Origin of the sequence: Curtobacterium sp. MCSS17_008 (assembly GCF_003234185.1) — a bacterium.
Classification (GTDB): Bacteria; Actinomycetota; Actinomycetes; order Actinomycetales; family Microbacteriaceae; genus Curtobacterium.
The window spans coordinates 83,950-103,792 of record NZ_QKSM01000002.1; the positions used below are offsets into that span (position 1 = coordinate 83,950).

Sequence of the window (19,843 nt, forward strand, 5' to 3'; positions counted from 1 at the left end):
AGGCACGGCTCAGGTCCGCAGGACCCGCTCGCCGAAGGCCGATGCGAACGTCCGCTCCGGGTCGGCCGCCGCCACCAGTCGCCGGAAGTCCGGCAGCCGCGGCCACAGTGCCGAGACCGCGTCCGCGTCCAGCGAGCTCATCTTCCCCCAGTGCGGGCGGCCGTCGAACGGGGCCAGCCGGGCCTCGAGGTCGGGCAGCAGCGCCGCGACCTCCGTCGGGTGCTTCTGCCAGGTGAAGGCGATGCAGAGGACGTCCTCGCCCTGCGTCGGGCTGAGCCAGTACGGGTCCGCCGCCATCGTCCGGAGTTCGCAGACGTGCAGGTGCGGCTGGATCCGGTCCGCGAGCCCGCGCACGGCCTCGAGTGCGGCGGCGGCGTGCCGCAGCGGGACGAAGTGCTCGCTCTGCACCTCGGACCCGACGCTCGGCACCGCGTCGATCGGGAAGTGCGGCAACCGGTCCCACCACGGGCCGACGGAACCGTCCCGCGCGGTGTGATGTCCGTCGGCGGGTCGCCCGGGCAGCCGCGGCGCGCCGAGCAGTGCGTCGGGGACGGTGACGTCGTCGGCGCCGTCGGGGACGCGGGACTTCACCAGCACCTCGCTGACCCGGTCCCCGAAGACGGTGTACGAGCACACCGAGTACGCCGCGGCGTGAACGTCGGCCACGTGTGCGACGAACCGCTCCCAGGGGATCGGTCCGTACGTGTCCTGGCGCATGCGGTAGGTGGGCTCGACGTCGACCTCGACGCGCGTGACGATGCCGAGCAGTCCGAGGTGCAGGACGGCTCCGTCGAAGTCGTCGTCGCCGCGCCGCAGCACGCGTCGGGACCCGTCCGCGCCGAGCAGCTCGAACGACCGCACGGCGGTGCTGAGCGACCCGAGCGTGGTCCCCGAGCCGTGCGTCCCGGTGGCGATCGCGCCGCCGATCGAGATGTGCGGCAGCGATCCGGTGTTGTGCAGGGCGACCCCGGCGGCGTCGAGCTCGGGTGCGACGAGTCCGTAGCGGGTGCCGGCACCCATGGTCGCGGTGCCCACCGCGGAGTCGACGACCAGGTCGGTGGGGATGCCGGTCAGGTCGAGGAGCACACCGGACGTGTCCGCGACGTCGTTGAACGAGTGGCGGGTGCCGAGGCCGTGCACCCGCGATGCCCTGGCGACGACCTCGGCGGCCTCGTCGATCGTCCGCGGTCGCACCACCCGTTCGGCCGAGTAGGTGACCGTGCCGGACCAGTTCAGCTCAGGCGTCGTCGACCGCATGGCGCCCACGATGCCAGGTCCGCGCGGGCGGGGCACCGTGGGCGGGACGGGGCTCAGTGCATCGCGGGCGCACCGGCGGGGGCGCCCTCGGGGGCCTCCGGGCGGCGGACCAGCGACGACGTCAGGATCCCGAACAGCGAGATCACCCCGCCGACCAGGAAGGCCGTCTGCACGCCGGACGCCGTCGCCGATGCGACCCCGGACGCGTCCGCGTCGGCTCCGGCCGTGGCGGCGCCGATCGTCAGCAGCGTCACGAACAGTGCCGTACCGGCCGCGCCGGCCAGCTGCTGCGCCGTGCCGAGCACCGCGCTGCCGTGCGAGTACAGCTTCGGCGGCAGCCCCCCGAGCGCCGCGGTGAACAGCGGCGTGAAGGTGAGCGCGAGGCCGATGCTCAGCACGACGTGGGCGCCGAGCACGAACCACACGCTGGTGTCGACGCCGACCGTGGAGAGCGCCCAGAGCACGGCGCTGATGATGACCGAACCGGGCACGAGCAGCACGCGGGGGCCGCGTCGGTCGTAGATCCGGCCGACGACGGGGGAGAGCAGGCCCATGACCAGGCCACCGGGCAGGAGCAGCAGGCCGACGGTCAGGACCTCGAGGCCGAGCACGCGCTCGAGGTAGATCGGCAGCAGGATGAGCGTGCCGAACATGGCCATGAAGCTGAGCCCCATCGCCACGATCGGCAGGGTGAAGCCCTTCGTGCGGAAGGTCCGGAGGTCGAGCAGGGCGCTGTCCGTGCGCTGCAGGCGGGTCTGCCGGAACACGAAGACCGCGAGGGCCGCGAAGCCGACGACCAGCGCAAGGACGGGCACGAGCGGCCCGGTCGATCCCGACTCGCCGAAGCTCGAGAGCCCGAACACGATCCCGCCGAAGGCGACGGCGGACACCACGACCGAGAGGACGTCGAGCGGCGCACGACGAGGTGTGGTGACGTTGCGCACCTTGAGCGCCCCGAGCACGAGGGCGGCGACGGCGATCGGCAGCACGAAGCCGAAGAGCCAGCGCCAGGTGAAGGCGTTCAGGATGAGGCCGGAGATCGTCGGGCCGACGGCCGGGGCCACCGAGATGACGATCGAGATGTTGCCCATGATGCGACCGCGGTGTGCGGGCTCGACGAGGTTGAGGACGGTCGTCATGAGCAGCGGCATCATGATCGCGGTGCCGCTGGCCTGCACGATCCGGCCGACCAGGAGCAGGGGGAAGCCCGGGGCCACGAGCGCGACGAGCGTGCCGGCGGAGAACAGCGTCATGGCCGCGATGAACACCTGGCGGGTGCTGAAGCGCTGGAGCAGGAAGCCCGTGATCGGGATGACCACCGCCATCGTCAGCAGGAAGCCGGTGGTGAGCCACTGCCCGGTGGCGGCGGAGATGTCGAGGTCCTCCATCAGCCGGGGCAGTGCGACGCCCATGATCGTCTCGTTGAGGATGACGACGAACGCGGAGACGAGCAGCAGCCCGATCACGAGTCGGGTCTCGCCGGCGGAGGGCTGCGAGACGCTCCCGGTGCGCGGGGCGGAATCGACGGCCTGGGTCATGCGGGGCTCCTGGTGGTGATCACGTGCGGCGACGAAGGGGGCGCGGGCGGCGCAGACAGGGCAACCGCCTGGACGGACCCGAGTATTCCGCGTTCGCGTGACCTCCTCGTGAACGGGCTGGTCACCGCAGGATCGCGAACCCGTCGCCGTCGCCGTGCGGCACGACGCTCCGCAGCGCGACGTCGGTCACCGTCGCCGTCGGCGGTCCCGTGCGCAGCAATCCCACGAGTGCGTCCACCGCCTCGGACGGCCCCTCGGCCTCGACCTCGACCGTCCCGTCGAACAGGTTCCTGGCGTACCCGGCGAGCTCGAGCCCGTCCGCCTTGCGTGCTGTCCAGTACCGGAAGCCGACCCCCTGGACGGAACCCGACACCACGGCGTGCACCCTCGTCACCGTCGTCATGCCGCCAGGCTACGGGCGGTCGGGACGGCGCAGGTTACGGCGCTGTTCCGGTCTGGTGACACGGCTGATAGTGTCATTACAACCCGAACACTTCGAGTCAGATTGACCTGAACCCGCATGAGCGCATCGTCCGACGGCATCCGCGTCGCGGTCTCCACCGTCATCGTGGCGCTGCGCCCGCACCCCGACACCGGCGCTCCGGCGCTGTGGATGCCCCTCGTGCGACGGGTGACCGATCCGTACGAGGGGTCGTGGGCGCTCCCGGGCGGGTGGGTCGGCACGGACGAGGGGCTCGAGGACTCGGCGGCCGCACGCCTGCGCGAGACCACCAACGTGCAGCCGCGCTACCTCGAGCAGCTCTACGCGTTCGGCGACGTCGACCGGTCCCCGACCCGGGTCGTCTCGATCGTCTACTGGGCGCTCGTGCACCCGGACGAGGCGGACTCGGTGCCCGACGACTGGAACGTGCGCTGGTTCCTGGCGGACGAGCACCCGCCGCTGGCCTTCGACCACGACCGGATCGTCGACTACGCGCTCTGGCGCCTGCGCAACAAGGTGTCGTACTCCCGCATCGCGCAGGCGTTCCTGGGGGACCGGTTCACCCTCGCCGAGCTCCGCGGCGTCTACGAGGCGGTGCTCGGACGGACCCTCGATCCCGCGAACTTCCGACGGCAGGTCGCGCAGGGTGACGCCGTGCTGCCCACCGACGAGACGACGAGCGGGGACCGCCACCGTCCGGCCCGGCTCTACCGCTCGAACCCAGACTTGGCGTACGCCGACAACGGGCCGCTCACGGCCCCGGCCACCGCGAAGCCCCCGACCCGATAGGAACCACCGTGTCCATCGCGCTCACCATCGACCGCATCTCGAACGGCAGGGCCGCCGGCAGCACCTGCACCCCCGACCTGGCGATGCCCAGCTGGGCGGTCGACGCCCTGCCCGGCTACGGACCGGGCTCGTCGATGTCCGACGTCATCCCGACGACCGCTCCGCGCCAGGGGAAGATCCCGGACGAGTACCAGCACGCCACCGACGAGGAGCTGCACGAGCGGATCGAGCGGGCGAAGGCGACACTGGGGGACCGGGTCGTCGTGCTCGGGCACTTCTACCAGCGCGACGAGGTCGTGCGGCACGCGGACTTCCTCGGCGACTCGTTCCAGCTGGCCAACGCAGCCCTGACGAAGCCCGACGCCGAGGCGATCGTGTTCTGCGGCGTCCACTTCATGGCGGAGACGGCGGACGTCCTCGCCCGTGACGACCAGCGGGTCATCCTGCCGAACCTCGCCGCTGGCTGCTCGATGGCCGACATGGCCGACATCGACAGCGTCGAGGCGGCCTGGGCCGAGCTGACCGCGGTGTACGGCAGCGAGCCGGACGCCGACGGGCGCGTCCCGGTGATCCCCGTCACCTACATGAACTCCGCCGCCGACCTCAAGGCGTTCTGCGGACGCAACGGCGGGATCGTCTGCACCTCGTCGAACGCCGCGACGGTGCTCGAGTGGGCTTTCGAACGCGGGCAGCGCGTCCTCTTCTTCCCCGACCAGCACCTCGGCCGGAACACCGCCAAGGCGATGGGGATCAGCACCGACCTCATGCCGATGTGGAACCCGCGGAAGCCACTCGGCGGCAACTCCGTCGCCGACCTCGAGGCGGCCCGCGTGGTGCTCTGGCACGGCTTCTGCTCCGTCCACCGCCGGTTCACGGTCGAGCAGATCGAGCAGGCCCGACGGGAGCACCCGGGCGTCCAGGTGATCGTCCACCCCGAGTGCCCGATGGCCGTCGTCGACGCCGCGGACGCCGCGGGCAGCACCGACCTCATCCGCCGGACCGTCGCGGCCGCCACCGAACCGACCACGTTCGCGATCGGCACCGAGATCAACATGGTGAACCGCCTCGCCGCCGAGTACCCGCAGCACACGATCTTCTGCCTCGACCCGGTCGTCTGCCCGTGCTCGACGATGTACCGGATCCACCCCGGGTACCTCGCCTGGGTGCTCGAGGCACTCGTCCGCGGCGAGGTCCTGAACGAGATCGTCGTCCCGGCGGACGTGCAGGCCGACGCCCGGGTCGCGCTCGAGCGCATGCTCGCCGCGAAGCCGCGCGGCTGACCGGCGCGACGCCCGACCCGACCCGGACCGAGACCGAGAGCAGCAGGGAGCACACCGTGCACGTCGTCATCGTCGGGTCCGGCATCGCCGGGCTCACCGCCGCGATCCGCGCGAGCACGCGGCACGACGTCACGCTCGTGACGAAGGGCGGGCTCGCGGACGGCGCGACCGCCGCAGCGCAGGGCGGCATCGCCGTCGCGCTCGGCGCCGACGACTCCGTCGCCCTGCACGAGCGCGACACCCACACCGCCGCCGCCGGCAGCGCGGACGCGCGGGCCGTCGCCGTGCTCTGCGCCGACGGGCCGGCCCGCGTCCGCGACCTCGTGGCGCTCGGTGTCCCCTTCGACCGGACCGGTGACGCCGCGTCCCTCGAGCGCCACGGCGACGACCTGGCCCGCGGACGCGAGGCGGCGCACGGCCGCTGGCGCGTCGTGCGCGCCGACGGTGACGCCACCGGGGCAGCGATCGAGCGGACGCTGGTGGCGGCCCTGCTCCGACGACACGTCACGGTCCTGGAGCGCACGTGCCTCACCGACCTGGTCCTCCGCGACGGCGCCGTCGTCGGGGTCGACGTGCTCGACCTGTTCGGCGAACCCCAGCGGATCCTCGCCGACACGGTCGTGCTCGCTTCCGGGGGCGCCGGGCACCTGTACCGCGAGACCACGAACCCGCTGGTCGCGACCGGTGACGGCGTCGCCGCCGCGTGGCGCGCCGGCGCGGTCGTCGCCGACCTGGAGTTCGTCCAGTTCCACCCGACCCGACTCGCCGTGCCCGGCGGCGGACTCGTCTCCGAGGCGGTCCGCGGCGAGGGGGCCGTGCTCCGCGACGCATCCGGGCGCCGCTTCATGCCGGCGGTGCACCCGGACGCCGAGCTCGCCCCGCGCGACGTCGTCGCGCGGGGGATCGCCGCGGCGGTGCGCGACCAGGACGGCGAGCCCGTCCTCCTCGACGCCACCGGTCTGGATCCCGCGTTCCTCGTGGGACGCTTCCCGGGCCTCACCCGAGCGACGCGGGCGGCCGGGTTCGACTGGACCCGCGAGGGCGTCCCCGTCGCCCCGGCCGCCCACTACGCGATGGGCGGTGTCGCCACCGACGCCGAGGGCCGCACGAGCCTGCCCGGGCTCCTCGCCGTCGGCGAGGCGGCCTGCACCGGCGTCCACGGCGCGAACCGGCTCGCGTCGAACTCGCTGCTCGAGGGACTGGTCTTCGGCGTCCGCGCCGCGGACGCCGTCGGCGTGCCGCGTCCCGCGCGCCTGCGTCTGCGCGGTGACGTCGCGCTGCCCGTTCACGCGGTCCCGGACGACCGGGCGACGCACGAGGCGGCGGTGGTCCGTGCCTCCCGTCCGGACCGCACCGCTCACCGGTCGGGAGGGGACCGTCGGTCGGGAGGCACGGACCACCGTCCCGACGTCGACGACGTCCGCCGAGCGGTCCAGACCGAGATGACGGAGCGGGTCGGGCTGCTCCGCGACGCGACGGGACTCGCCGCGGCCCGGCGTGCACTGGCAGCGCTCCGTCCGCCCACACCGCGGACGGTGCGCGACCACGAGGACCGCGCACTGCTCGACCTGGCACGGGTGACGGCGCTCGCGGCCGAGGCCCGCACGGAGTCCCGGGGCGCGCACGCGCGGACCGACCATCCCGACACCGACCCGTCCGTGCCGGCCAGCACCGCATGGGTGCGCGCCACGCGCCCGGGAGCCGCCACCGACCCCGTCGTCACCGAATCGACCGTCCCACAGGGAGTCCCCGCATGACCAGCACCACCGGAGCCGTCGCCGGAGCGACCGCCGTCGCCCCGTCCGATCCCGGCTCGATCCCGCCGCACGCCCTGCGTCGGGTCGTCGAGACGGCGCTCGAGGAGGACGCGCCCTGGGGTGACGTCACCAGCGAGACGCTCATCCCGGCGGATGCGGTCGCGACCGCCGTCCTCGCCGCTCGGGAACCGGGCGTGCTCGCCGGCGGCGGCGTCTTCACGGCGGTGATGCAGGCGGTCGACCCGACGATCCGCACCGAGCTGCACGTGTCCGACGGGTCGGCGTTCACGGCGGGTCAGGTCCTGGCGACCGTGTCGGGACCCGCGCGGGCGGTGCTCCGGGCCGAGCGGGTCGGCCTCAACCTCGTGCAGCGGATGTCGGGCATCGCGACCCTCACCGCGCGGTACGTCGAAGCCGTCGCCGGCACCCGGACCCGTGTCGCCGACACCCGGAAGACCACTCCGGGCCTGCGCGCGCTCGAGCGGTACGCGGTGCGCTGCGGCGGCGGGCACAACCACCGGAACTCGCTCTCCGACGCGGTGCTCGCCAAGGACAACCACCTGGCGGTGCTCCTCGCCGGCGGGACCTCGATCGGGGACGCCGTCCGCGACGCTCGGCGTCGCCTCGGACACACCGTGCACCTGGAGGTCGAGGTCGACCGGCTCGACCAGGTCGAACCCGTGGTCGCGGCTGGCGTCGACACGATCATGCTCGACAACTTCACGCCCGAGCAGCTCGTCGAAGGGGTGCGGCTCGTCGCGGGCCGCGCGCTCGTCGAGGCCTCCGGTGGGGTGTCGCTCGAGACCGTCGGCCGGATCGCCCGCACCGGCGTCGACGTCGTCTCCGTCGGCGCGCTGACCCACTCGGCCCGCGCGCTCGACCTCGGGCTCGACGTCGACGTGACGACCGCCGTCGACTGAACGCCCGTGTTCTACCTGGACCGCGCCGCGACCACCCCCGTGCGCCGCGAGGTGCTCGAGGCCATGTGGCCCTACCTGACCGGTGTCTTCGGCAACCCCTCGTCGCCGCACGCGGTGGGCGACGCGGCCGCCCGCGGGCTGGCCGACGCCCGTGCCGCGGTCGCGACGTTCCTCGGCTGCCGACCGGGCGAGGTCGTGTTCACGTCCGGGGGCACCGAGGGGGCGAACACCGCCGTGAAGGGCATCGCGCTCGCCGCACCGCGTGGTCGCCACGTCGTCACGAGCGCGATCGAGCACGAGGCCGTCCTCGAGAGCTGCCGGTACCTCGAACGGCACCACGGCTTCGACGTCACCGTCGTCCCGGTCGCCCCCGACGGGCTGGTGTCCCCGGAAGCGCTCGCCGCCGCGGTCCGGCCGGACACCACCCTGGTGTCCGTCGCGCACGCGGACAACGAGATCGGTACCGTGCAGGACCTGCCGGCACTCGCCGCGGTCGCGCACGGCGTCGGCGCACGCTTCCACACCGACGCGGTGCAGAGCGCCCCGTGGCTGCCCGTGGGGCTCGACCGGCTCGGGGTCGACGCGCTGTCGTTCTCGGGACACAAGCTCGGTGCCCCGAAGGGCACGGGCGTGCTCGCGGTCCGCGGCGGGGTACCGCTCGAACCGCTCCTGCACGGCGGTGGCCACGAGCGGGGGAGGCGCTCGGGCACGGAGGACGTCGCCGGCGCCGTGGCGATCGCCACCGCGGTCGCGATCGCCGCTGCCGAGCGCGACGACGCTGCCGCCCGCGCCACGGGGACGCGGGACGCACTCGTGCGGGGCGTCCTGGCGTCCGTGCCCGGCGCGGTGCTGACGGGGGCCGCCGAGCGGCGGCTCCCGGGACACGCGTCGTTCTGCTTCCCCGGGGTCCCGGACGGTCCGGCTGCTGTCAACGGCGAGACCGTCCTGCTCGAGCTCGAGCAGCGCGACGTCGTGTCGTCGTCGGGGAGCGCCTGCGCAGCCGGGAGCACGGAGGCGTCCCACGTCCTCACCGCGCTCGGTCTGTCGGCGGACACCGCGAGGACGGCGCTCCGGTTGACGTTCGACGCGGGCCTGGCGGACGAGGACGTCCCGGTCGTCGTGGCCGCGGTGGCCGAGGCCGTGGCGACCGTGCGCGCCCTCGTCTAGACGTGTACTAGACGTTCTACTCCATTGTTGGGGTCGTGTCCCCCCTTCTGCGGACAGCGCTCGTCCGTCACGATGGGGGCATGGCGAACGCGATCACGACCCGGGCTCGGCGGGGGGACCACTTCCGGGCGGTCCAGCTCCTCCCGGCCCCGGCCACGGTCGTCGCGCTCGCCGTCGCCGCGCAGCACGACCTCGGAACCGCCCCGTTGGGCGTCATCGCGACCGTGGGCGCCCTCGCCACCGTGGCCAGCGCGCTGCTGCCGATGGCCCACCCCGCGGCACTCCGTCGCTCGATGCCCGCACCGAGCGAGACCGACCGGTACCGAGGGGACACCGGCCAGCGCTGAGGAACACCACCGAGACCAGCACCGTGCGGTCCCGTCCCCCGTGGGACCCGCGGTGCCCCGACCGGACACGGAACCCCTGACCGTGTCCGGCGCGGGGCACGACATCCCCTGTCGTCGTGCCCCGGCGAACGCCGCGCCCGTCGTGGACGCGGCGCCGGACCCTGATCGGCGCCGCACCCCCTGTCAGTCCACGACGGGTCGCGGTGCCGTCACCGCTGCCGCGGAGTCCGGCGGTTCCGGTGTGCCCGGCCACACGTAGTCCAGGTCGTCGGGCACGTCCGGGAACAGCGGGCGGTAGTGCTCCGGCGCCTTCTGCACCAGCTTCGACCGGTGCGACCGGTGCACGGCCGGGTCGGCGTTCCACGCGGGGACCAGGAAGTCCCCGCGCTCGTACGCCGCGAGGTCCTCCGGCACCCGGCCGAGGTCGAGCAGCGTCTTCTCGAGGCAGGTGTCGGCGTGTCCGCGCTCGAGCCAGACCCGGCACGTCGCGTCCTGGTACGCCATGAGCGCCGGTCGGTACCCGCGCCACATGGCGACGACCGGGTGGTGCTGCCACCCGTAGTCCGGCAGGGTCAGGGCACGCATGACCTGGAGCGTCTCGACGCGCTGCTTGCCCAGCCGCTTGTCGTCGAGCACCTCGGCGGAGGCGCGGAAGTCGGCGTACGGCAGGAACGTCTGCATCACCCGGACGCTACGCCGGGCGGCTGGCACACGACACAAGACGTCACACCCGAGCAGGCTCGCGGACGGCGTGTGAGCATCGAGCGCATGGACGGAGCACTCGTCGTCGGCGTCAGCGGCAGCCCATCGGACCCCTCGCGCACGTCGACCCTCGTGGCGGCGACCGTGGCGCGGCTCGCCGAGGACCTGCCGGACGCCCGGACCCGGACCGTCGAGATCGGTCCGCTGCTGGCCGACCTCGGGGCTGCGGGGTCGCGGGAGGCGATGGCACCGGCGACCCGTGAGGCCCTCGAGACGGTCGAGGCCGCCGACGTCCTGGTCGTCGGCAGTCCCGCGTTCCGTGCCGCGTACTCCGGCGCCTTCAAGCTCTTCTTCGACTGGGTCGGCCAGTACGACCTCGTCGACACCCCCGTGCTCCTGACGGCCACCGGCGGCAGTGACCGGCACGCCCTGCTCGTCGAGCACCAGATGCGTCCGCTGTTCGGGTTCTTCCAGTCGACGACCCTGCCGCTCGGCGTGTTCGGCAACGAGCGGGACTTCACGAAGCGGGAGGGTGGCTACGACATCGCGAACGTCGACCTCGAGCTGCGCATCGACCAGGCGGTCCGGCGGGCGCTGCCGATCGTCCGCGGGGGCTTCGCGGCCGTCGGCGCCGAGGTGCGTCGCCCCGCTGACTTCTGACCCGTCCGCGAGGCCGCTCCGGTCGCACGGCACGCCGTCGGCGTCCCGTTCCGGTCGCACGGACATGCCGCCGGCGTCCCGTTCCGGTCGCGAGACATGCCGCCGGCGTCCGTTGCGGTCGCGAGACATGCCGCCGGCGCCAGAGGTGAGCGGCGTGTTGTGCGACCAGGGCTGCCGCCACGAGTCACCGGGAAGCGGGGAGCGAGGCGCCTCCACGGGGCGGACGGGAGGCGCGGGGCGGCGCCGCCACGGGCCTCCCGTCCGGTGACGCGCGGGCGGGGCGGCGTGTCAGGCCAGCAGCGACGCGACGTGCGCGACCGCCAGGCGGTAGCCGTCGGCACCCGCGCCGGCGATCACTGCGGTGGCGGCGGTCGCGACGTGGTCGACGTGCCGGAACGGCTCCCGCTTCCACGTGTTCGACAGGTGCACCTCGACGACGGGGACGCCCAGGGCCTCGACCGCGTCGTGCAGGGCGACCGAGGTGTGCGCGTACGCGGCGGGGTTGATGACGACGCCCGCGAAGTCGTCGAGCGCCTCGTGCAGCCACTCGACGAGCTCGCCCTCGCGGTTGGTCTGCCGGAAGTCCGCCTCGAGGTCGTGCACGGCCGCCTCGGTGTGCACGATCGCCTCGAGCTCGGCGAGTGTCACGGTGCCGTACTGTGCCGGGTCGCGGCGCCCGAGGATGTCGAGGTTCGGCCCGTTCAGGACGAGGATCCGCCGCGGACGCGTCGTGGTGTCGGTGACCGGCTCGCTCATGGGGAGAGCCTACCGAGCAGGAGGGCGGACGGGACGGCGATCCATGCCCCGGCTATGTGAACGGTCACATCGAGGTGTAACGTTCCCGTCCGGGTCGGCGCAGTTGCCGACTGCAACACATCGATGTGGAGATCGCATGGTTCTCGCTGCGGCGACCAACGGGATCCGGCTCGAACTGGGCTGGGTCGACTACTTGATGATCATCGTGTACTTCGCGGTGGTCATCGGCATCGGGTTCACCGCCAGACGGCAGGTGCGCACGAGCATGGACTTCTTCCTGTCGGGCCGCTCGATGCCCGCCTGGATCACCGGCCTGGCCTTCGTCTCGGCGAACCTCGGCGCGACCGAGATCCTCGGCATGGCGGCGAACGGCGCCGAGATCGGCATGGCGACGCTGCACTACTACCTCATCGGCGCGGTGCCGGCGATGGTGTTCCTCGGCCTCGTGATGATGCCCTTCTACTACGGCTCCAAGGTCCGCTCGGTGCCGGAGTTCATGCTCCGCCGCTTCGGCAAGGCCCCGCACCTGGTGAACTCGATCGCCTTCGCGGTGTCGAACGTGCTCATCGCGGGCATCAACCTGTACGCCATGGCCATCGTCATCGAGGCGATGCTCGGCTGGCCGGAGTGGCTCGCCATCCTGGTGTCCGCCGCGTTCGTGCTCGCCTACATCACCCTCGGCGGCCTCTCGAGTGCGATCTATAACGAGGTCATGCAGTTCTTCGTGATCATCGCCGGCCTCGTGCCGCTGACGATCGTCGGCCTGCACCGCGTCGGCGGGTGGGGCGGCCTGACCGAGGCGATCAAGGAGACGCAGGGCGTGCAGCACCTGCAGACCTGGGTCGGCACCGGCATCGGCGACGTGACGAACCCGATCGGGGCGAACTGGCTGGCGATCGTGCTCGGCCTCGGCTTCGTGCTGTCCTTCGGCTACTGGACGACGAACTTCACCGAGGTGCAGCGCGCGTTCTCGGCGAAGAACATGTCGGCCGCTCGTCGTACGCCGCTCATCGCCGCGATCCCGAAGCTCTTCATCCCCTTCATCGTCGTCGTCCCCGGTCTCATCGCCGCGGCGGTCGTCGGCAACCAGTTCGCCTCGGGTGAGCTCACCTACAACGACGCCATCCCGAAGCTCATCCAGATGTACCTGCCGACGGGTGTGCTCGGCATCGCGGTCACGGGTCTGCTCGCATCGTTCATGGCGGGCATGGCGGCGAACGTGTCCTCGTTCAACACCGTCTTCACCTACGACATCTGGCAGCGCTACATCAAGCCGAACATGCCGGACCTGCACTACCTGCAGACCGGTCGCTGGGTCACCGTCGTCGGCGTGGTCGTCGGCATCGGCACGGCGTTCCTCGCCGCGCAGGCCGGCAACATCATGACGTACATGCAGACGCTGTTCTCGTTCTTCAACGCTCCGCTGTTCGGTGTCTTCATCCTCGGCCTGCTCTGGAAGCGGATGACCACGCAGGGCGCGCTGTGGGGCTACGTGCTCGGCATCGTCACGCCGACCATCACGTGGATCGCCTACCTGGTGAACCCCTCGCTGTTCTCCACGGCCACGGCCGAGACGATGTACGGCGCGATCATCTCGTTCGTCACCGTCCTCGTCGTCGGCGTCCTGGTGTCGCTCGCGACGAAGCCGAAGGACGTGTCCGAGCTCGGCGGCCTGGTGTACGGCGTCGGCAAGATCGACATGACGGCGGGTGCCGTCGCGACCGACACCGCCTGGTACCGCTCGCCCGCGCTGCTCGGCACGGTCGCGCTCGTGCTGTGCGTCGCCCTCTACCTGCCGTTCCTCTAGGCCCGGACCCGAAGGAGTACTCCCATGCGTGAGGACACCACCACGTTCACCGAGGAGCAGGCGGCCCTCGTCCGCTCCACCCGCCGACTCGACCTGCGCCGGATCCTCGGCGGCCTGTTCGTGCTCTACGGCGTGATCACCACGATCGTCGGCATCGTCCACTGGGACAGCGACCCGGAGAAGACCGGCGGCATCCACATCAACCTCTGGGTCGGGCTCTCGCTGCTCGTCGGCGGTCTGCTCTTCTTCCTGTGGGACCGGCTGAACCCGGTCTCGGCGGAGGACATCGTCGGCCAGGCCGAGGCCGAGGCGGACCAGCGTGCCGAGGGCGAGGGGCGCGAGCTCGCCTGAGCCGTCGCGCCCACGGGCGCCCGGTGAGAACGGGCGTACCTGGTGAGAACGGGCGTACCTCGTCGGTCGATCCGACCAGGTACGCCCGTTCTCGCTTCCCACTTCGAGCGTTCTGGGAAAGAACGAACGGCCGGGAGGCGCGGGTCGGTTCCGCCACGGAACGGTTGCGCCCGGCTCGCAGCAGGGCCAGGTTGGTGGTGACGAAGGGAACCGCTGTGGAACAGATGGTGTTCATCAACCTGCCGGTCGCCGACCTCGACCGGGCGGTCGGCTTCTACGAGGCGCTCGGGTACACGGTGGACCCGGAGTTCACCGACGAGACCGCCGCGTGCATCGTCGTGAGCAGCGCCGTGTACGTGATGCTCCTCACGCACGCGAAGTTCCAGGAGTTCACCGACAAGACGATCGCCGACCCGGGCACGATCGAGGTGATCAACTCCCTCAGCGCCGCCTCGAAGGACGAGGTGCACCGGATCGTCGACGCCGCCGTGCTGCACGGCGGGAACGAGGACCGGCCGGAGATGGACCTCGGCTCCATGTACCAGCGGAGCTTCACCGACCCCGACGGGCACCGGTGGGAGTACGTGTGGATGGACCAGCAGGCGATGACCGACGGTCCGCCCGCGGAGTGACGCCGCCCGTCGGTCGTCCACGCCAGGATGGGGTGGTGAGCACCGATCCCGCGGCCGCACCGTCCTCCGACCTCGTGATCGGCGAGGACGGTCTCGCCCGTCCGGTGTGGGCCTCGGTCGACCCGGTGCTCCGCGCGTACTACGACGTGGAGTGGGGCATGCCGGTCCGCGACGAGCGCGGGGTGTTCGAGCGGCTCTCGCTCGAGGCGTTCCAGTCCGGACTGTCGTGGCGCACCATCCTCGCGAAGCGGCCGGCGTTCCGCGCGGCCTTCGCCGACTTCGACCCCGATGCGGTCGCCGGGTTCGACGAGGACGACGTCGCACGCCTGATGGCGGACGCCGGCATCGTCCGGAACCAGGCGAAGATCCGGGCGACGATCACGAACGCGAACGCGACGGTGGCGCTCCGGGCCGACGGCGGCCTGGCCGACCTGGTCTGGTCGTTCCGCCCCGCCGAGACGCCCGCCCCGCGGACCGCGGCCGAGGTCCCGACGACGTCGCCGGAGTCCGTGGCGCTCTCGAAGGCGCTCCGGAAGCGGGGCTTCGCGTTCGTCGGGCCGACGACGATGCACGCGCTGATGGAGGCACTGGGCATCGTCGACACCCACCTGGTCGGCAGCCACCGACGCGGCACCTCCGGCGTCTGGGACTGATCCGTCGCGCTCAGGTGAGCGGGAGCTGCATCTGCGTCGCGGTGACGCGGTACCCGAGCGCCGCGTACAGGTCCTGCGCGCCGGTGTTGTAGCCGAAGACGTTGAGCCCGATGCTCGTGGCTCCGTTCTCGCGGGCGACCCGGTGCCCAGCCTCGATCGCGCGTCGTGCGTGTCCGCGGCGGCGGTGCTCCTCGTCGACCTCGACGTCGAACACCCACCACTCGGTGCTGCCCGCGCTGAACGGACCGATCCACAGGTACCCGACGACGGCGTCATCGTCGTCGACCACGTCCCACACGAAGTGCTCCGGGAGGGGAGCGCCGTCCGGGAACCACTGGTCGAGCGAGCGCTGCTGGTTCGCCTCCGCCTGCTCGCGGGACTCACCGGCGCGCACGCGCGACTCGACGTACTCCGCCATCGTGCGGTCGAGCCAAGCCGGGATCGCCGACGCGGGCATCGGGACGAGTCGCGTGCCGGTCACCGGTTGCCCTTGGACCCGCGCTTCGGCTTGCCGTTGCCGAGCCGCTGGGTGCCCGGGCGTCCGGAGCCGCGCGGCTTCCGGGCGCCCTTGCCCCCGGCCTTGCCACCGGAGGCCTGCTTCGCGGTGGCCTTGCCGCCGCCGGAACCACCACGGGACCCACGCGTGCCGCCGTCGTCCGCGCGACCCGTGCCTCCCGGACGGTCCGCTGCGTTCCGCGAACTGTTGGCGGTGCGGCCCCGGACGACGCCGATGAACTCCTCGGTGGTGTCGGATGCGTCGGCGTCCCGCCACACGAGCGCGATGCGGGTGCCGTCGGCCCCGTCGAGCGGCTTGGCGACGAGGTCCTTGCGGCTGGCGGCGCGGAAGAGCGACTGCGGGAGCACGACCACCCCGACGTTGGCCTCGACCAGGTCGAGCGCACCGGACACGTCCGCCGGGACCGGACCGGCGTCGACGACGTGCACGTCGGCGAGGTCGGCCTCGGTCACCGTGTCGGCGGTCGAGAGGGGACCGTCCTTCGGCATCGCGACGACCGCGGTCTCGGTCCAGAGCGGGATGGCGTTGAGGTGCGCGCCGACGGGCATCCGCGCGAAGGCCATGTCGGCCTCGCCCGTGAGCGCGTCGTCGACGCCGTCGGGGCCGATCGGCAGCAGGCCGAGCTCGGCGTCCGGGAAGCGTTCCCGCCAGACCCGGACCCACTTCGCGGGGGAGACCCCCGGGACGAAGGCGATGGTGAGGGCCGCGGTCATGCAACCGAGTGTAGGGGCCGTACCCTTGTACCCATGGCGCAGGAACAGACGATGAAGCCGGAGACGGCTGCGAAGAAGCTCGGCATCCTGCTGGCGGCAGCCCCGGAGTCGTTCCGCGCGGAGCCGGTCACGCGGACCGCCTTCGACGAGCTCCGCACGCAGCCGCCGACGTGGCTCGAGGAGCTCCGGCGCGACGGACCGCACCCGCGCCCCGTGGTCGCGCAGAAGCTCGGCGTGTCCATCTCCGGGCTCGTCCGCGCCGGCGTCGACGAGCCGCTGACCACCGCCGAGATCAAGGCGCTGCTGCAGGAGATGCCCGAGTGGCTCGTCCGCGAGCGTGCGACCCAGGCCGAGGTGCACGCCGAGAACGCCCGCGTGAAGCAGGAGCGGGCGGAGAAGGCCGCCGCGCGCGCCCAGGACTGACCCACCGGATCCACCGTGACCGCCGTGCACGAGACCGTCGCCGACGCGATGCTCGTCGTGCCGCAGTTCGCATCGGTGTGCTGCATCGTCGGTGACCGGTACCGGCCCCGCCCCGCCGTCATCGTGCCCGCGACCGTGATGCTCGTGGCGATGCTCCTGCCCGTCGTCCAGGCGGGGACGTCGTGGACACTGCTGGCCGCGACGGTCCTGCTGCTCCTCGCGCCGCTGCCGGTCGTGCGTCGCCGCCGACCGGACGGCCGCCGCGCGGAGCCGATGGACGTGCACCGGGCGCTGTCCTCGGTCGTCATGGCCGGCATGCTCCTGACGGGGCACGCCAGCGGCCTCACCGACGGACACACCGGGCACGGGATCGCGCTCTCGGCGGTGCTCGGTGCCGGCGTCATCGGCTACTGCGCGTTCAGCGGCTGGCTGCTCCGGTACGAGTGGGCGCGTGAGGACCGCCGTGCCGTCCGGAGCGGCGAGGTGTTCGCGATGACCGTCGCCGTGGTCGGGATGACGCTGGCGATGTAGCGGTGGCGTCGTCCAGCGGTAACGTCAGGGCGTGTCCGACCGTCCCGTCCGCCGCCCCGACCCCGCTCCGCGTCTCGACGATGTCGACGAGCGCATCCTCTGGACCCTCGCCGCCGATGCCAGGATGCCGAACAACCGGCTCGCCGCCGCGGTGGGCGTAGCCCCGTCGACCTGCCTCACCCGGGTGCGGGCGCTCGAGGACGCGGGGCTCATCCGCGGGTACCGCGCGGACGTCGACGTCGCGAAGCTCGGGTTCGCGATCGAGGCGATGGTGTCCGTGCGGGTGCACGCAGCCGCTCGGCACGAGCTCCGGGACTTCGCGAAGCGCCTGCTCCGCGTGCCGGTCGTGCAGGACGTCTCGTTCCTGGCCGGCGACAAGGACTTCCTCGTGCACATCGCCTGCACCTCGACCGAGCAGCTGCGGGACTTCGTCGCGGACGAGCTCAGCGGGGACCCGGCGGTGGCGACGACGCAGACGAACATCGTGTTCGAGCGGCTCGTCGCCGACCGGGCGCACCAGGGCCGCTCGTTCGACGAGCTCCGGCGCTGGCGCGCCTGAACCGGCGGTCTACCGGCGCGTGCGGGTCATCGGCACGTGGGGGATGGCGTCCTCGAGGAAGTCGTCCCCGGACCGGACGAACCCGAACCGGCCGTACCACTGCTCGAGGTGCGCCTGGGCGTTGATCGCGATCGAGGGGGAGCGCGACTCGGCGATCGCCGCCTCCATGAGCTGCGCTCCGAGACCCTGCGAACGGGCGTGCCGGGCCGTGGCGACACGTCCGATGCGCTCGGTGCCGTCGTGCTCGCGGAGCAGGCGGAGGGTCGCGTCGACGGTGCCCCGACCCGCCCAGAACTGCAGCGTGCCGGGCTCGAGGTCGCGACCGTCGATGTCCGGGTACGCACACTCCTGCTCGACGACGAAGACGTCCTGCCGCAGGCGGAGGATCTCGTGCAGCGTCACGATGTCGAGGTTGCGCGTCGGGGCGTTGAAGATCGAGACCACGTCCGGCCTTTCCTGAGAGTTCTTCCCGAATCCGGGTGTGGTCCGGGAACGGTCGGCGTACAGTGCCGGTCAACCACTCTACGTGCGCAGCCGAGATCAGGAGGTGAGCGCATGGACCAGCCGTTGCGCGACCCCTGGCGCGTGCTGCTCCGGTACGCCGTCGTCGGCGTCGGTGTCGCTGCTGCCCTCGTGCTGCTCTCGCTGCTGGTCGGGACGCGTCCGGCAGCCGCGGCCCAGTCGCCCGCGCAGCACCGCGGACTGGTCGGCGGCCTCGTGCAGGACGTCGGAGGGGCCGTGCAGGGCGTGGCCAGCGGTGTCGGGAAGACCGTCGGCACGGCCGGTGCGCCGGCCCGGCCCACGGCTCCTGCTCCGGTTCCTGCGGCTCCGGCACCTGTGGCTCCCGCTCCCGCTCCCGCTCCTGCTCCGGCGCAGCCCGTTCCGGCTCGCCCGGCGCCGGCCACGCCGCCGGTACACGCCGCGCCGGCGGCGCCGGCGGCGCCGGCGGCGCCGGCCGCGCCGGCGGCGCCGACCGGTCAGCGCGGCGATGGCTCGACGGAGGCCGCCATGCCGCACGCGCCCGCTGCGGCGCCCCACCCGGCCACCAGCGCTCCGACGGCGACCAGCCCCGCGACGGATCGCCGCGACGGCGGGGTGAGCAGCGCCTCCCGGCCGCTCACCGACACCGTCACCGGTGTGCTCCGACCGGTCACCGACACCGTGCAGACGATCGCCGACGCACGACCCGTCACGGGCGTCGTCGACACCGTCGACACCACGGTCGGGTCGCTCCCGGTGACGCGCGACCTGCTCGGCGACGACACCGTCGACACCGTCACCGCGCCGGTGACCGGCCTCGTCGACGACGTGGTCGGCACCGTCGGTACGACCGTCGGCTCGGTGCCCGGCACCGTCGAGCAGGTGCTCCAGCCCGTCGAGGGCATGCTGCCCCTCCCCGCCACGCCGGTCCTGCCGCTCCCGGTCGCGCCGACCCTGCCGGCCCCGTTGCCGCCCGTCCTGCCGGGAGGAACGACGCCCCTGCCCGGCGCCGCCCCGGCCCCGGTGGGCGGTCCCGTCGGCGAGCCCGCGGGCACCGGTCCCGTCACGGGCACGTCCGGTACGGGCGGCACCGACGACACGTCGCCGCAGCTCGACGCGGGGGCATCGTCCACCCCGCTCGTGGGAGCGCCCGACGCCGCTCCGGCAGCGCTCGGCGGCACGGCCGCCCCGGGCGTGGACGCCGGGGCTCCCGTCGCCGCTGCTGCCGTCGACGCGGTCCTGACCGCGGCGACGCTCGGCGGCGACGCGCTGCTCGTCCCGGCGGACGGTGACGGCCAGCACGGCCTCCCGTTCGGCCCCGATGCCCCCGGCGTCACTGGCGGCGCCCCCTCCGGTTCCGCGGGCGCTGCGCCCGTCGGGATCGACGGCACCGCCGGCGTCCGGTTCTCCCTCGCCGCGGGGTCGCGCGGCACCCTCGCCGACGACGCGGTCCCCGCTTCGGTCGTCGGCGACCACGACGTCGCTCCTGACTGAGATCGGTGCGCCTGTCCGGCACGACAGGCACGCACCACCCGACCGCGATCGCGGTCGGGGACAGATCT

The 19,843-nt window shown here is 72.9% G+C and carries 23 protein-coding genes; 15 read left to right on the forward strand and 8 right to left on the reverse strand.

Translation table 11 applies throughout. From position 1 onward, the window contains the following. Positions 1–9: 9 nt before the first annotated feature. The 3 genes from DEJ23_RS03165 to DEJ23_RS03175 all read right to left on the reverse strand — a co-directional run bounded on the left by DEJ23_RS03165 (position 10) and on the right by DEJ23_RS03175 (position 3,198). Positions 10–1,257, reverse strand: a complete 1,248-nt coding sequence (locus DEJ23_RS03165; protein WP_111238820.1) for an FAD-binding protein — start codon at positions 1,255–1,257, stop codon at positions 10–12. Positions 1,258–1,310: 53 nt separating this feature from the next. Further along, the gene (locus DEJ23_RS03170; protein ID WP_111238821.1) at positions 1,311–2,795 is read right to left on the reverse strand and encodes an MDR family MFS transporter; all 1,485 of its coding nucleotides are present in this window, start codon (positions 2,793–2,795) and stop codon (positions 1,311–1,313) included. A 121-nt stretch (positions 2,796–2,916) separates the two neighbouring features. Next, positions 2,917–3,198, reverse strand: coding sequence for an acylphosphatase (locus tag DEJ23_RS03175; RefSeq protein WP_181429087.1), 282 nt, complete (start codon positions 3,196–3,198; stop codon positions 2,917–2,919). Between the two features lie 117 nt (positions 3,199–3,315). Here DEJ23_RS03175 and DEJ23_RS03180 point away from each other — a divergent pair, with 117 nt between their 5' ends. From DEJ23_RS03180 to DEJ23_RS03205, 6 genes are all read left to right on the forward strand, one after another. Beyond that, entirely contained in the window at positions 3,316–4,026 is a 711-nt protein-coding gene (locus DEJ23_RS03180; RefSeq protein WP_111238822.1) for an NUDIX domain-containing protein, read from the forward strand. Between the two features lie 8 nt (positions 4,027–4,034). Then, positions 4,035–5,306 carry a quinolinate synthase NadA gene (nadA, locus tag DEJ23_RS03185; RefSeq protein ID WP_111238823.1) on the forward strand — a complete coding sequence of 424 codons (1,272 nt, stop codon included), beginning with the start codon at positions 4,035–4,037 and terminating at the stop codon, positions 5,304–5,306. 56 nt (positions 5,307–5,362) lie between these two features. Then, positions 5,363–7,063: an L-aspartate oxidase gene (locus DEJ23_RS03190; RefSeq protein WP_111238824.1), complete on the forward strand. Its 1,701-nt coding sequence runs from the start codon at positions 5,363–5,365 to the stop codon at positions 7,061–7,063. Further along, positions 7,060–7,983 carry a carboxylating nicotinate-nucleotide diphosphorylase gene (gene nadC, locus DEJ23_RS03195; RefSeq protein ID WP_111238825.1) on the forward strand — a complete coding sequence of 308 codons (924 nt, stop codon included), beginning with the start codon at positions 7,060–7,062 and terminating at the stop codon, positions 7,981–7,983. Before DEJ23_RS03190 ends, nadC begins: the two co-directional genes overlap by 4 nt. Positions 7,984–7,989: 6 nt before the next feature. Beyond that, positions 7,990–9,150 carry a cysteine desulfurase family protein gene (locus DEJ23_RS03200; protein ID WP_111238826.1) on the forward strand — a complete coding sequence of 387 codons (1,161 nt, stop codon included), beginning with the start codon at positions 7,990–7,992 and terminating at the stop codon, positions 9,148–9,150. 80 nt (positions 9,151–9,230) lie between these two features. Then, positions 9,231–9,497, forward strand: coding sequence for a hypothetical protein (locus DEJ23_RS03205; protein WP_111238827.1), 267 nt, complete (start codon positions 9,231–9,233; stop codon positions 9,495–9,497). 183 nt (positions 9,498–9,680) lie between these two features. On the opposite strand, the gene DEJ23_RS03210 is transcribed toward DEJ23_RS03205, so the two are convergent. Beyond that, positions 9,681–10,178, reverse strand: a complete 498-nt coding sequence (locus DEJ23_RS03210) for an MSMEG_6728 family protein (protein WP_111238828.1) — start codon at positions 10,176–10,178, stop codon at positions 9,681–9,683. 87 nt (positions 10,179–10,265) lie between these two features. On the opposite strand from DEJ23_RS03210, the gene DEJ23_RS03215 reads away from it, so the two are divergent. Beyond that, positions 10,266–10,859 (forward strand): NAD(P)H-dependent oxidoreductase, encoded by a 594-nt coding sequence (locus DEJ23_RS03215; RefSeq protein ID WP_181429088.1) that lies wholly within the window; start codon positions 10,266–10,268, stop codon positions 10,857–10,859. A gap of 288 nt (positions 10,860–11,147) precedes the next feature. On the opposite strand, the gene aroQ is transcribed toward DEJ23_RS03215, so the two are convergent. After that, a complete protein-coding gene (aroQ, locus tag DEJ23_RS03220; protein WP_111238830.1) occupies positions 11,148–11,615 on the reverse strand; it encodes a type II 3-dehydroquinate dehydratase in 468 nt (155 codons plus the stop codon). Between the two features lie 136 nt (positions 11,616–11,751). Here aroQ and DEJ23_RS03225 point away from each other — a divergent pair, with 136 nt between their 5' ends. The 4 genes from DEJ23_RS03225 (at position 11,752) to DEJ23_RS03240 (ending at position 15,058) form a co-directional block, all read left to right on the forward strand. After that, positions 11,752–13,422 carry a sodium:solute symporter family protein gene (locus tag DEJ23_RS03225; RefSeq protein WP_111238831.1) on the forward strand — a complete coding sequence of 557 codons (1,671 nt, stop codon included), beginning with the start codon at positions 11,752–11,754 and terminating at the stop codon, positions 13,420–13,422. A 24-nt stretch (positions 13,423–13,446) separates the two neighbouring features. Then, positions 13,447–13,773, forward strand: coding sequence for a hypothetical protein (locus DEJ23_RS03230; protein WP_111238832.1), 327 nt, complete (start codon positions 13,447–13,449; stop codon positions 13,771–13,773). A gap of 197 nt (positions 13,774–13,970) precedes the next feature. Next, the gene (locus DEJ23_RS03235) at positions 13,971–14,405 is read left to right on the forward strand and encodes a VOC family protein (RefSeq protein WP_258375234.1); all 435 of its coding nucleotides are present in this window, start codon (positions 13,971–13,973) and stop codon (positions 14,403–14,405) included. A 35-nt stretch (positions 14,406–14,440) separates the two neighbouring features. Further along, entirely contained in the window at positions 14,441–15,058 is a 618-nt protein-coding gene (locus DEJ23_RS03240) for a DNA-3-methyladenine glycosylase I (RefSeq protein ID WP_111239029.1), read from the forward strand. 10 nt (positions 15,059–15,068) lie between these two features. Here the strand turns inward: DEJ23_RS03240 and DEJ23_RS03245 are convergent, their stop codons facing one another. Both DEJ23_RS03245 and DEJ23_RS03250 read right to left on the reverse strand, forming a co-directional pair. Further along, entirely contained in the window at positions 15,069–15,539 is a 471-nt protein-coding gene (locus tag DEJ23_RS03245) for a GNAT family N-acetyltransferase (RefSeq protein WP_111238834.1), read from the reverse strand. Further along, on the reverse strand, positions 15,536–16,288 hold the full coding sequence (locus DEJ23_RS03250; protein ID WP_111238835.1) for a LysR family transcriptional regulator substrate-binding protein: 753 nt from the start codon (positions 16,286–16,288) through the stop codon (positions 15,536–15,538). The genes DEJ23_RS03245 and DEJ23_RS03250 overlap by 4 nt, the downstream gene beginning before the upstream one ends. A 33-nt stretch (positions 16,289–16,321) precedes the next feature. Between DEJ23_RS03250 and DEJ23_RS03255 the strand changes: the two genes are divergently transcribed. From DEJ23_RS03255 to DEJ23_RS03265, 3 genes are read left to right on the forward strand one after another with little or no spacing between them, the layout of a single operon-like run. Beyond that, positions 16,322–16,711: a DUF5997 family protein gene (locus DEJ23_RS03255; RefSeq protein ID WP_111238836.1), complete on the forward strand. Its 390-nt coding sequence runs from the start codon at positions 16,322–16,324 to the stop codon at positions 16,709–16,711. Between the two features lie 15 nt (positions 16,712–16,726). Further along, positions 16,727–17,242, forward strand: coding sequence for a hypothetical protein (locus DEJ23_RS03260; protein ID WP_111238837.1), 516 nt, complete (start codon positions 16,727–16,729; stop codon positions 17,240–17,242). A 31-nt stretch (positions 17,243–17,273) separates the two neighbouring features. Further along, on the forward strand, positions 17,274–17,801 hold the full coding sequence (locus DEJ23_RS03265) for an Lrp/AsnC family transcriptional regulator (protein WP_111238838.1): 528 nt from the start codon (positions 17,274–17,276) through the stop codon (positions 17,799–17,801). 9 nt (positions 17,802–17,810) lie between these two features. Here the strand turns inward: DEJ23_RS03265 and DEJ23_RS03270 are convergent, their stop codons facing one another. Beyond that, positions 17,811–18,245 carry a GNAT family N-acetyltransferase gene (locus DEJ23_RS03270; RefSeq protein WP_111238839.1) on the reverse strand — a complete coding sequence of 145 codons (435 nt, stop codon included), beginning with the start codon at positions 18,243–18,245 and terminating at the stop codon, positions 17,811–17,813. Between the two features lie 111 nt (positions 18,246–18,356). On the opposite strand from DEJ23_RS03270, the gene DEJ23_RS15595 reads away from it, so the two are divergent. Then, entirely contained in the window at positions 18,357–19,775 is a 1,419-nt protein-coding gene (locus DEJ23_RS15595) for a hypothetical protein (protein WP_181429089.1), read from the forward strand. Positions 19,776–19,843: the final 68 nt, after the last annotated feature.

What these genes read in the sequence shown, in the direction of transcription:
- DEJ23_RS03165 (WP_111238820.1), bottom strand. Translation starts at nt 1,257, where the DNA reads ATGCGGTCGACGACGCCTGAGCTGAACTGGTCCGGCACGGTCACCTAC.
- DEJ23_RS03170 (WP_111238821.1), bottom strand. Translation starts at nt 2,795, where the DNA reads ATGACCCAGGCCGTCGATTCCGCCCCGCGCACCGGGAGCGTCTCGCAG.
- DEJ23_RS03175 (WP_181429087.1), bottom strand. Translation starts at nt 3,198, where the DNA reads ATGACGACGGTGACGAGGGTGCACGCCGTGGTGTCGGGTTCCGTCCAG.
- DEJ23_RS03180 (WP_111238822.1), top strand. Translation starts at nt 3,316, where the DNA reads ATGAGCGCATCGTCCGACGGCATCCGCGTCGCGGTCTCCACCGTCATC.
- nadC (WP_111238825.1), top strand. Translation starts at nt 7,060, where the DNA reads ATGACCAGCACCACCGGAGCCGTCGCCGGAGCGACCGCCGTCGCCCCG.
- DEJ23_RS03205 (WP_111238827.1), top strand. Translation starts at nt 9,231, where the DNA reads ATGGCGAACGCGATCACGACCCGGGCTCGGCGGGGGGACCACTTCCGG.
- DEJ23_RS03210 (WP_111238828.1), bottom strand. Translation starts at nt 10,178, where the DNA reads ATGCAGACGTTCCTGCCGTACGCCGACTTCCGCGCCTCCGCCGAGGTG.
- DEJ23_RS03215 (WP_181429088.1), top strand. Translation starts at nt 10,266, where the DNA reads ATGGACGGAGCACTCGTCGTCGGCGTCAGCGGCAGCCCATCGGACCCC.
- aroQ (WP_111238830.1), bottom strand. Translation starts at nt 11,615, where the DNA reads ATGAGCGAGCCGGTCACCGACACCACGACGCGTCCGCGGCGGATCCTC.
- DEJ23_RS03225 (WP_111238831.1), top strand. Translation starts at nt 11,752, where the DNA reads ATGGTTCTCGCTGCGGCGACCAACGGGATCCGGCTCGAACTGGGCTGG.
- DEJ23_RS03230 (WP_111238832.1), top strand. Translation starts at nt 13,447, where the DNA reads ATGCGTGAGGACACCACCACGTTCACCGAGGAGCAGGCGGCCCTCGTC.
- DEJ23_RS03250 (WP_111238835.1), bottom strand. Translation starts at nt 16,288, where the DNA reads ATGACCGCGGCCCTCACCATCGCCTTCGTCCCGGGGGTCTCCCCCGCG.
- DEJ23_RS03255 (WP_111238836.1), top strand. Translation starts at nt 16,322, where the DNA reads ATGGCGCAGGAACAGACGATGAAGCCGGAGACGGCTGCGAAGAAGCTC.
- DEJ23_RS15595 (WP_181429089.1), top strand. Translation starts at nt 18,357, where the DNA reads ATGGACCAGCCGTTGCGCGACCCCTGGCGCGTGCTGCTCCGGTACGCC.